We start from the raw sequence: 10,598 nt of genomic DNA, 5'->3' as shown, positions 1-10,598 counted from the left end.
CTCGCAAGCTCGCTCAACGACCGCGCTCCTCGCTCGCTCAACGACCGGCAAGGGTTGCGCCGCGACGACCGCAGGCCCGGCCGGGGTTCAATCGCGCGGGGTCATCGCCGCCAGGCGCGTCGCACGGGTGATCTCGCGCCGGGTCCAGGTGAACGCGTGGCGCTCGTCGAACCCCGGTGCGCACTTGGCGCACGACGTCGGCCTCGTCGCCTTGCGGTGCCGGTAGGCGACGTGCCCGGCGGGGCACACGCCGATCCACGGCGCGAGCTCGGTCGCCGTCTCGCCGTGGTGGGTCGTGCCGCCGACGTAGCCGAGCTCACGCGCGACCTCTTTCCAGCGCGGCCCGTGCCCCGCCCGGGGACCGGCGAGCGCATGGGCGACCTCGTGCAGCAGCGTCTGATGGTTGGTGTCGTCGTCATACCGCGCCGCAAGGTAGCGCGATACGCTGATGCGCTTGTGCGTGTAGTCGCACAGCCCCGCCCGTCGCTTGGCGTTGTCGAACGCGAAGGTCCACGACGGGTCGAGATGGGCGGCGATGAGGGCGTCGGCCCAGTGCCGCACGCGATGCAATTCCGACATGACGCGAGACTAGAACAAATCTCCGACACTCAGACCGACGGCATCCACCCTCAGCTGGCGACGGTTGCCGAGGTGCGGCGCCGGTCGGCGGCGTCGATCGCAAGGAGGACGGACTCGAGCTGATCCTCGGTGGCGCCGGACTCCTGGCGGAGGAACAGTGCGCGCTTGAAGTCCTTGCGGGCTGCGTCGTAGTCGCCGGCGTCGAAGTGGACCTTGCCCCGATGCTGGTGGGCGAAGGCGGCGATGCCGGCCCATCCCTGTCCCTCGGCCTCGGCGGCGCAGGTCGTGAGCTCCTGCTCGGCGGCGGCATAGGCGCCCCGTGCCTGCACGACGGTGGCGTGCAGGATGCGGGCGCGGAGCAGGTCCTTGCGGGTGCCTGCCATGCGCGCGACGCGCACCGACTGCTCCGAGACCACCAGGGCGTCCTCGGTGCGGTCGAGCACCTTCAGCAGCCAGACACGCTCCAGCAGCGCCGGAAGGCTGCGCTGCTCGCCGATCTCTTCGAGCCGCTCCCTGCATTCGCTCGGATTCACCTGTTCGCGGAGAGTATCGGGATCGTACCCGCTGATGTAGCTCACGTCTGACTCCCTTCGCCGAACCGGTGGCCCATCCAGTGTGCCTGGCGGGGGCGCGCTCGGCGGCGTGCCACGCCGGGTCGCGTCAGCGTGAGAACACGGATGCCGAGGGCTTCGGCGACGGCGTGGCATCGGCGTCGGTGGCGACCCGCGCACCGCGCGCGAAGTCCTCGAGCTCGCGCCCCTCCGCGACCTTCGCCGGATGGGGCCCGGCCGCCATGAGCCGCGGCAGCCACTCGGTCGGAAGCGGCGCCGGCGAGGCGGCGATCACGAGGTTGCCGAAGCGCCGCCCCTTGAGGGTCTGCACCTCTGCCAGCACGATGACGTGCTCGAGCACGGCCTGCACCGTCGCCACCTCGCGGCGGGCGAACGCGAGCCCCGCGCCGTCGGCGACGTTGACGAGCAGCACGCCGTCGGGGGCGAGGAAGCGGGCGGCCTCGGTGAAGAACTCGACGGTGGTGAGGTGCGCCGGCGTCTGCGCGCCGGAGTACACGTCCGACACGACGAGGTCGGCGGCGCCGACGAGTCCGGCGGGAAGGCGCCCGAGGGCTGCGCGAGCGTCGCCGATCCGCATGCGGATCGAGGCGCCGCGGGGGAGCGGCAGGTTCTCGCGCACGAGGTCCCACAGCGCCGGCTCGAGCTCGACCACCTGCTGCCGGGAGCCCGGCCGCGTCGCCTCCACGTAGCGGGGGATCGTGAGGGCGCCGGCGCCCAGGTGGATCGCGGTGAGCGGCTGCCCCGGCATCCGCAGCCGGTCGATCACCGCTCCCATGCGCGCGATGTACTCGAAGTGCAGATGGGTCGGATCATCGAGGTCGACGTGCGACTGCGGGGTGCCGTCGACGTCGAGCTCCCACCCGCCGCCGAACTGCGAGCGGACGACCCGGGCGAGGGTGCCGTCCGAGAGGCGCACGGACGGGACGGATGTCTCCTCCCTCGCGCGTGCCATGGCTCCACGTTAGCCGCATCGCCGCCTCGCACCGGGGGCGGTTGACACTTCTGCGCACCCCGCAGCGTCGTCTCTGCACAGAACGCTGAGGGCGCGGCATCCGTCATCGCCGAAACCGAATCGAGACACAGGTGTAACCGACGAGTACGCCCGGCCCGGGTAGCGTCGGACCCATCACACCCCGCTGAGGGCTGCGCGCACCTCTGCTCCACGACGACGTGCAGCGGAGCCCACACGACATGGAAGGTGCACAGCACATGCTCCACACTGCGAGAAGGCGCTGGCTGACCGCCGCCGCCACGGTCGCCGTCGGTGCGGTCGTCCTGACCGCCTGCGCGAGCCAGCGCGAGGATGGCGGCGGCGACGACGACGCGTCCGGCGACGTCGACACGACGTTCGTGTTCGGCGCGTCCGGAGACCCGGCCAGCCTCGACCCCGCGTTCGCGAGCGACGGCGAGACGTTCCGCGTCGCGCGCCAGATGTTCGAGGGCCTCGTCGGCACCGAGCCCGGCACCGCCGACCCGGCACCGCTCCTCGCGAAGAGCTGGGAGCAGCCCGACGACACGACCTACGTGTTCACGCTCGAAGAGGACGTCACGTTCCACGACGGCACGGACTTCAACGCCGAGGCCGTCTGCTTCAACTTCGACCGCCAGAATGCCTTCACGGGCGTCGCGGCCTCGCAGAGCATGGCGTACTACTGGGGCGTCATCATGCGCGGCTTCGGCGAGGAGTCGATCTACGAGAGCTGCACGGCCGACGAGGACTACCAGGTCACGATCGCGCTGAAGCAGCCGTTCGCCGGCTTCATCCCCGCGCTCTCGCTGCCCTCGTTCTCGATCCAGAGCCCGACGGCGCTGGAGGAGTACGGCGCCGACGAGATCGGCGGCACCGAGGAGGCGCCCGTCCAGAGCGAGTACGGCCAGGGACACCCCACCGGCACCGGTCCGTTCGTGTTCGACTCGATCTCGCCCGGCGAGCAGACGGTGCTCACGGCGTATCCCGACTACTGGGGCGAGCAGGGCGTCGTCGAAGAGGTCATCTTCCGCGTCATCGGCGACACGACGGCTCGCCGTCAGGCGCTCGAGGCCGGCAGCATCGACGGCTACGACCTGGTCGCGCCCGCCGACCTCCAGTCGCTGGAGGATGCCGGATTCTCGCTCGTGAACCGCGATCCGTTCAACGTGCTGTACCTCGGCATGAACCAGGCCGCACCCGGCCTGTCGGACCCGAAGGTGCGCCAGGCGATCGCCCACGCGATCGACAAGGATGCGCTCATCACGCAGGTGCTCCCCGAGGGCACCGTGGCGGCGAGCCAGTTCATGCCCGACGCCGTGATCGGCTGGAACGAGGACGTCACGCAGTACGAGTACGACCCGGAGGCCGCGCAGGCGCTCCTGGCCGAGGCCGGCTACTCGGAGGCGAACCCGCTGACGATCACGTTCAACTACCCCGTGAACATCTCGCGGCCGTACATGCCCAACCCCGAGCAGATCTTCACCAACCTGCAGAGCCAGCTCGAGGCCGTGGGCATCGTGCTCAACCCGGTGACGAACGAGTGGGTCGAGTACCTCGACCTGATCCAGGGCGGCACGGAGCACGGCATCCACCTGCTCGGCTGGACCGGCGACTACAACGACCCCGACAACTTCGTGGGGACGTTCTTCGGTCTGCCCACAAACGAGTGGGGCTTCGACAACGCCGAGCTGTTCGACGCGCTCACCGAGGCACGCGGTCTCGCGACCGAGGAGGAGCAGGAGTCCGCCTACGCCGCGATCAACGAGCAGATCATGGAGTTCCTGCCGGGCGTGCCCCTCGCGCACCCGGTGCCGACGCTCGCGTTCGACGCGCGCGTCACGTCCTACCCGGCGAGCCCGGTGCAGGACGAGGTGTACAACCTGGTGGAACTCAGCGAGTGACGCCGTGACCGGATGCCCCGTCCCGGCGACGCCCGCCGGGACGGGGCATCCGGTTCCCCCCGTCTGCTCGCCCGCGACCGCCGGTCGCCGTTCCCCGGAGATTCCACGTGCTACGCACCATCGGCAGGCGCCTCCTCCTGCTCGTCCCGACCCTGTTCGGGCTGACCCTTCTGCTGTTCTTCTGGGTGCGCGCCCTGCCCGGCGGGCCGGCCGTCGCCCTCCTCGGCGAACGCGCGACGCCGGAGCGGGTCGCCGAGATCAACGAGCTGTACGGCTTCAACGAGCCGCTGATCGCCCAGTACTTCACGTGGCTCGGGCAGCTGCTGCAGGGCAACTTCGGCGTCTCGATCCAGACCCAGCGGCCCGTGACGGAGGAGTTCCTCCGCCGCTTCCCCGCGACGCTCGAGCTGACCTTCTTCGCGATCATCCTCGCCGTGGGCCTCGGCATCACGATCGGCTACTGGGCTGCACGCCGGCAGGGGAAGCCCGCCGATCACTTCGCCGTCTTCGCCAGCCTCATCGGCATCACGATCCCGGTGTTCTTCCTGGGCGTGATCCTCAAGTGGATCTTCGCGGTGCAGCTCGGATGGCTCCCCTCGGACGGTCGCCAGGATCCGCGGCTGGACGCGACCCACTACACGAACTTCTATGTCCTCGACGGCATCATCACGGGCGAATGGGATGCCGCGTGGGACGCGTTCCTGCACCTCATCCTTCCCGGCATCGCCCTGGCGACGATCCCGCTCGCGATCATCACGCGCATCACCCGCGCCTCGGTGCTGGAGGTCCAGAACTCGGACTACGTGCGGACGGGCATGGCGAAGGGCATCTCGCGCGGCACCATCCGCGGCCGGTTCATCCTCCGCAATTCTCTGCTGCCGGTCGTGACCACCATCGGCCTCCAGTTCGGTCTGCTGCTGTCAGGCGCTATCCTCACCGAATCGGTGTTCGCCTACCCTGGCATCGGATCCTTCCTCTCCCGCGCGATCTTCACGCGCGACTACCCGGTGCTGCAGGGGTTCATCCTCTTCATCGCCGTCATCTACGCGCTCATCAACCTCGCGGTGGATGTGTCGTACAGCTTCATCGACCCGAGAGTGCGGGTGCAGTGATGGCGCCGGCACAGCTCATCAGCGACAGCCTCGGAGGTGCGGCATGACGTCCGCGATGCTTCCCCCCGCCCCGAGCGGCGGACCCGTCGACGACACCGCCATCGACGACAAGGAGCTGCTTGCCGCGAAGACCCGCGGCGGCGGCTTCTGGCGCGACGTCTTCCGGCGACTGCGCCGCAACCCCAGCGCCTGGGTCGGCGCCGTCATCATCGCGATCTTCGTGCTCGTCGCGATCTTCGCCCCGTGGCTGGCGCCCTACGGCCCAGAGGAGCTGCCGGGTCAGCAGTACATCACGCCGGGCCACATCCCCGGCCCGGGTGAGATCCCCGGCTTCCCGCTGGGTTTCGACCGCTTCGGCGGCGACATGCTCTCCAAGCTCATCTGGGGTGCGCGCGCGTCCCTCGTGATCGGCATCGTGTCGACGCTGGTCGGTCTCATCGGCGGCATGATCCTCGGCCTGGTCGCCGCCACGTTCGGGGGCTGGGTCGATACGGCCATCATGCGCTTCGTCGACATCCTGCTGTCGGTGCCGTCGCTGCTGCTCGCCGTCTCGATCGCGGCGCTCATGGGCCAGACGCCGCTCGCGATCATGATCGCCATCGGTGCGGCGCAGGTGCCGATCTTCGCGCGCCTGCTGCGCGCGTCGATGCTGCAGCAGAGATCGAGCGACTACGTGCTGTCTGCGGCGACGCTCGGCCTGGGCCGCGGACGCATCACGATGAGCCACGTGCTCCCGAACGCCGTCGGCCCCGTCATCGTGCAGGCGACGCTGTCGCTCGCGACGGCCGTCATCGAAGCCGCGGGCCTGTCGTACCTCGGGCTCGGCGGCGGCGTGCCGCAGACCGCCGAGTGGGGCCGCATGCTCACCTACGCGCAGCTGGAGCTGTCGGTCAACCCGTGGATCGCGATCCTGCCGGGCATCTGCATCACCATCACGGCGCTGGGCTTCACGCTGCTCGGCGAGGCCCTCCGCGAGGCCATGGACCCGCGCACCCGCGCCCGCTGACGCACGCCGGCTCGCGGCATCCGTCCCGGCCGCGCTTCAGACGGCGATGTCGAGCTCGTTGCCGGGGATCGATGCCAGCAGGCGCCGCGTGTACGGGTCGCGGGCGTTGGTGAAGATCTCCTCCGAGGATGCCGCCTCCACGAGCTGCCCGTCCTTCATGACGCAGACGTAGTCGCTGATGAGGCGCACCACGGCGAGGTCGTGCGAGATGAAGAGGTAGCTCAGGCCGTACTCGCGCTGCAGGTCGCGCAGGAGCGTCAGCACCTGGTCCTGCACCAGCACGTCGAGCGCCGACACCGGCTCGTCGCACACGATGAGGTCGGGCGAGAGCGCGAGCGCGCGCGCGATCGCGACGCGCTGGCGCTGACCGCCGGACAGCTCCGAGGGGTAGCGGCGCAGCATCGACTCCGGCAGCGCGACGTCGTCGAGGAGCTGGCGCACGCGGGCCGCGCGCTCCTTGGACGATCCGCGCTTGTAGAAGTCGAGCGGCTCGGAGATGATCCGCTCGATCGAGAACATGGGGTTCAGAGATGAGTACGGGTCCTGGAAGATCGGCTGCACGCGCTGGCGGAACTGCTTGAGATCTGCGCCCTTGAGGGTTGCGACATCCTGCCCGTCGAAGCGGATGGACCCGCTCGTGGGCTCGTACACCCGCAGCATCATGCGCGCCGTGGTCGTCTTGCCCGATCCCGACTCGCCCACGATCGCGACGGTCTCGCCGCGCGGAATGGCGAACGACACGTCCTGCACGGCCGCGAAGTCCTCCTTGCTGCCGCGCACCTTGAAGATCTTGGTCAGGCCCTCGACCTCCACGATGTAGTCGGGAGCTGCGGCCTCGTCCCCGGCGGCCTCGTCGGCTCGCGGTTGCGTGAGCGCGGGCTGGACGGGCCGGGGCGGGGGGACCGTCCCCGTGCCTGTCGCCTCCGCGGCCGGTGCGATGTCAGGTTCGGGAGTTTCGGCGGGGGTGGCACGGAACACCTCGGGGCGGAGCCGCACCGCCGCGACCGACGGTGCCGCCTTCACCAGGGCCTGCGTGTAGGGATGCTGCGGGTCCTCGAGGATCTGCCGCGCCGGCCCCTGCTCGACGATGCGTGCGCGGTTCATCACCACGACGCGCGCCGCCCGCTCGGCGGCGAGGCCCAGGTCGTGCGTGATGAGCATGACCGCAGTGCCGCGCTCGCTCGTCATGCGATCGAGCTGATCGAGGATGGTCTTCTGCACCGTCACGTCGAGGGCGCTCGTGGGCTCGTCGGCGATGAGCAGCTTCGGGTCGCACGCGAGCCCGATCGCGATGAGCGCACGCTGTCGCATGCCGCCGGAGAACTCGTGCGGGTATTGCTTGGCCCGCTCCTCGGCGTTCGGAAGGCCCGCGGCGGCGAGCGTCTCGACGACCTTGCGGTCGACATCCCTCCGGGTGGCGAGGCCGTGTGCGAGGAGCGTCTCGGCGATCTGCGTGCCGATCTTCGCGACGGGGTTGAGGTTCGACATCGGGTCCTGCGGCACGAGGCCGATGGAGCGGCCGCGAATGGTGCGCAGTACGCTCTCCGGCGCGCCGACCAGGTCTTCGCCCTCGAACAGGATGCTGCCCCGGGTGATCTTGCCGTTGCCGGGCAGCAGCCCGATCACGGCCATCGCGGTGGTCGACTTGCCCGAGCCGGACTCGCCCACGATGGCCAGCGTCTCGCCGGCGACGAGATCGAGGTCGACGGCTTCGACGGCGTGCACCGGGCCGTCGATGGTCTGGAACTCGACGGCGACGTCGCGGACCTGAAGCAGCGGCGCCCCGGCCGCCGGACGTTCATGGGTTCGGGCCATGGGCTCCATCCTGCCTCCCGGCGTCTCGCCGCGCACCCGTCCCCGCCCAGCCTTTACTCATCCGTAACGCGTGGGGGACGGGCGCGCGCAGCCCAGGCAGATCGTCGACGGCGGGCGGCTCACGGGCCGTCGGGGACGGGATGGCCTGAGTCATGCGCAGGACGAACGCGTGCCGGCCGGGCGTAGCGTGGGATCTGTGACGGCGATCGACCTCAACGCGGACCTCGGCGAGACCGTGGACGGGATGCCGACGGCCGACGACGAGGCGATGTTCGCGGTGATCTCGAGCGCGAGCATCGCGTGCGGCGGGCACGCGGGGGACGCGGCCTCGATGCGCGAAGCCGTCGGCCGGGCCGAGCGGTTCGACGTGGCGGTGGGCGCCCACCCCTCCTATCCCGATCGCGCGAGCTTCGGCCGCGTGCCGGTCGCGATGGAGGCGGCCGCTCTCGCCGAGACCGTCGGGCAGCAGCTCGACCGGCTGCACCGCGCGGGCGCCGACCTGCGCTACGTCAAGCCGCACGGCGCGCTCTACCACGCGGTCATCCGAGACAGGGAGCAGGCGGATGCCGTCGCCCGCGCCGTCTCCGAATTCTCGGAGATGCTCGGCCGACCGCTGCCGCTGCTGGGCCTCCCCGGCGAGATCGCGGCGGCTGCGGCATCCGTCGGCCTGCCGTTCGTGCACGAGGCGTTCCTCGATCGCGGCTACCTGCCCGACGGTTCGCTCGTGCCGCGCGGCCGGCCGAAGGCGCTGCTCGACGACCCGCAGCTGGTCGCCGCGCGAGCGGTGCGGCTCGCCAGAGAGGGTGTCGTCGAGGCGATCGACGGGACGCTCGTGCCGGCCGTCGCCGAGTCGCTGTGCGTGCACGGCGACTCGCCGGCCGCCGTGGCCATGGCCCGCGCGGTGCGCGCCGCGCTCGACGACGCGGGCGTCGAGGTGCGGGCGTCGTGGTGAACGTGCGGCACCCGATCCGTGGTGCGGGGAGCCCGAGGTGGGCAGCGTGCTGAGTCCGCGCGTGCGGCCGATGGGGGAGCGGGCGTTCCTCCTCGAGGTCGGGGCGCTCGACGAGGTGCTGCCGCTGCACGCCGCGCTCGCCCCCGCCCGGCCCGACGGCGTGGTCGACCTCGTTCCCGCTGCGCGGACCGTGCTGGTGCGCGTCGACACGCGGCGGCTGCCGCTGGCCGCCGCCCGCGCGTGGGCGCTCGGTGCGGCCGCCGACGCTGAGCCAGGCGGCGGCACCGCCGGCCCGCTGGTCGAACTCGACATCGTGTACGACGGCGCGGATCTCGCCGAGACCGCCCAGCTGCTCGGCACCGGCGCCGACGAGCTGGTGCGACGTCACACCGCGGCGGAGTGGCGCGTGGCCTTCACCGGCTTCGCGCCCGGCTTCGGCTACCTCGTCAGCGAGGACTGGCCCTTCGACGTCCCTCGCCTGGACTCGCCGCGCACCCGCGTGCCGGCCGGTGCGGTGGGGCTGGCCGGCGGCTTCTCGGGCGCGTACCCGCGTGACACCCCGGGCGGCTGGCGGCTCATCGGCACGACTGCGGCGCGACTGTTCGATCCGGATGCCGCGTCCCCGGCTCTTCTCGCACCCGGAACGCGCGTCCGGTTCCGCGAAGTCGGCGGTCTCGACCGCGCGAGATCAGGTGATCTCGCGGGCTCAGGACTTTACGGCGCGAATCGGCCTGCCTCCGTGAGATCACCTGATCTCGAGGCGGCGCGCGGGGGGACGGACGCCGGACCCGGCTTCACCGCGTCGGGCCGCGGCATCCGCATCGTCGAACCGGGTCTCCTCGCCACCCTGCAGGATCTCGGACGCGAGGGGGCTGCATTCGTCGGTGTGGCCGTATCGGGGGCACTCGACCGCGGCGCCCTGCGCACCGCCAATCGTCTGCTCGGCAACCCCGAGGGCGCGGCCGCCATCGAGGTGACGATGGGGGGCCTCCGGGCCGTGGCGGAGGAGGACCTGTGGGTCGCGGTGACGGGTGCGTGGGGCGCCGTCCGCATCGACGGCCGCGACGCCGACCCCTATGCGGCGCACCCGTGGCCGGCGGGCGCCGAGCTGCAGCTGGACTGGTTCGCCCACGGCGCCCGCGCCTACGTCGCCGTGCGCGGCGGGCTCGACGGCCGCCTGGCTCTCGGGTCGCGGGCGACCGACCTCCTTGCGGGTCTCGGACCGGCGGCGCTGCGCGCGGGCGACGTCGTAGGCATCCGCGATGACGCGGTCGCGCCGATCCCGGTCGCACCGCCCGCCGCGTGGGGCGCGCCGCACGACGACGAGCTCGAACTCGACCTCGCCCCCGGACCCCGCGCCGACTGGTTCACCCCGGCGGCGCTGACGACGCTGTACGACACCGTGTGGACCGTCTCGAACCACGCCGACCGCGTCGGCGCCCGGCTGGACGGGCCGTCGCTCGCCCGCTCGCGCGAGGGCGAGCTCGCGAGCGAGGGCATGGTCCCGGGCGCGCTGCAGGTCCCGCCCAGCGGCCGGCCCACGATCCTCCTCGCGGATGGTCCGGTGACGGGCGGCTATCCCGTGATCGCGGTGGTGACGGATGCCGGGCTCGACCTGGTCGCGCAGGCCAGGCCGGGCACCCGCATCCGTTTCCGGCACGCCCGCGCGTCGGCGTGACGGCGTCCGGCAC

The 10,598-nt window shown here is 71.5% G+C and carries 9 protein-coding genes; 5 read left to right on the top strand and 4 right to left on the bottom strand.

Translation table 11 applies throughout. The features are described from left to right. Positions 1-87 precede the first annotated feature (87 nt). The 3 genes from B1729_RS16175 to B1729_RS16165 form a co-directional block, all read right to left on the bottom strand. A complete protein-coding gene (locus B1729_RS16175; RefSeq protein ID WP_163618815.1) occupies positions 88-579 on the bottom strand; it encodes a SprT-like domain-containing protein in 492 nt (163 codons plus the stop codon). A 50-nt stretch (positions 580-629) separates the two neighbouring features. Then, positions 630-1,157: a tetratricopeptide repeat protein gene (locus B1729_RS16170; RefSeq protein ID WP_163618816.1), complete on the bottom strand. Its 528-nt coding sequence runs from the start codon at positions 1,155-1,157 to the stop codon at positions 630-632. An 82-nt stretch (positions 1,158-1,239) separates the two neighbouring features. Further along, entirely contained in the window at positions 1,240-2,103 is an 864-nt protein-coding gene (locus tag B1729_RS16165; protein ID WP_163618817.1) for a fused MFS/spermidine synthase, read from the bottom strand. Positions 2,104-2,360: 257 nt separating this feature from the next. On the opposite strand from B1729_RS16165, the gene B1729_RS16160 reads away from it, so the two are divergent. From B1729_RS16160 to B1729_RS16150, 3 genes are all read left to right on the top strand, one after another. Next, a complete protein-coding gene (locus B1729_RS16160; RefSeq protein ID WP_163618818.1) occupies positions 2,361-4,022 on the top strand; it encodes an ABC transporter substrate-binding protein in 1,662 nt (553 codons plus the stop codon). 107 nt (positions 4,023-4,129) lie between these two features. Then, positions 4,130-5,134: an ABC transporter permease gene (locus tag B1729_RS16155; RefSeq protein WP_163618819.1), complete on the top strand. Its 1,005-nt coding sequence runs from the start codon at positions 4,130-4,132 to the stop codon at positions 5,132-5,134. Positions 5,135-5,177: 43 nt separating this feature from the next. After that, positions 5,178-6,140: an ABC transporter permease gene (locus B1729_RS16150; protein WP_204260133.1), complete on the top strand. Its 963-nt coding sequence runs from the start codon at positions 5,178-5,180 to the stop codon at positions 6,138-6,140. A gap of 36 nt (positions 6,141-6,176) precedes the next feature. Here B1729_RS16150 and B1729_RS16145 read toward each other — a convergent pair whose 3' ends face one another. Continuing rightward, the gene (locus tag B1729_RS16145) at positions 6,177-7,955 is read right to left on the bottom strand and encodes an ABC transporter ATP-binding protein (RefSeq protein WP_163633808.1); all 1,779 of its coding nucleotides are present in this window, start codon (positions 7,953-7,955) and stop codon (positions 6,177-6,179) included. Between the two features lie 196 nt (positions 7,956-8,151). On the opposite strand from B1729_RS16145, the gene B1729_RS16140 reads away from it, so the two are divergent. Together B1729_RS16140 and B1729_RS16135 are read left to right on the top strand one after the other, a co-directional pair. Continuing rightward, positions 8,152-8,907, top strand: a complete 756-nt coding sequence (locus B1729_RS16140) for a 5-oxoprolinase subunit PxpA (protein ID WP_163618821.1) — start codon at positions 8,152-8,154, stop codon at positions 8,905-8,907. 46 nt (positions 8,908-8,953) lie between these two features. Next, complete coding sequence (locus tag B1729_RS16135) at positions 8,954-10,585, top strand: urea amidolyase family protein (protein WP_239539682.1); 1,632 nt, start codon at positions 8,954-8,956, stop codon at positions 10,583-10,585. Positions 10,586-10,598: the final 13 nt, after the last annotated feature.

Origin of the sequence: Microbacterium sp. B35-04 (assembly GCF_010634885.1) — a bacterium.
GTDB lineage: Bacteria > Actinomycetota > Actinomycetes > Actinomycetales > Microbacteriaceae > Microbacterium.
Note: the sequence above shows the minus strand (reverse complement) of the source record. Positions and strands in the feature narration are given on the sequence as shown.

Bases quoted from the DNA above. Each gene is read 5' to 3' on its own strand.
- B1729_RS16145 (WP_163633808.1), bottom strand. From the start codon at position 7,955: ATGGCCCGAACCCATGAACGTCCGGCGGCCGGGGCGCCGCTGCTTCAG.
- B1729_RS16150 (WP_204260133.1), top strand. From the start codon at position 5,178: ATGACGTCCGCGATGCTTCCCCCCGCCCCGAGCGGCGGACCCGTCGAC.
- B1729_RS16165 (WP_163618817.1), bottom strand. From the start codon at position 2,103: ATGGCACGCGCGAGGGAGGAGACATCCGTCCCGTCCGTGCGCCTCTCG.
- B1729_RS16175 (WP_163618815.1), bottom strand. From the start codon at position 579: ATGTCGGAATTGCATCGCGTGCGGCACTGGGCCGACGCCCTCATCGCC.
- B1729_RS16160 (WP_163618818.1), top strand. From the start codon at position 2,361: ATGCTCCACACTGCGAGAAGGCGCTGGCTGACCGCCGCCGCCACGGTC.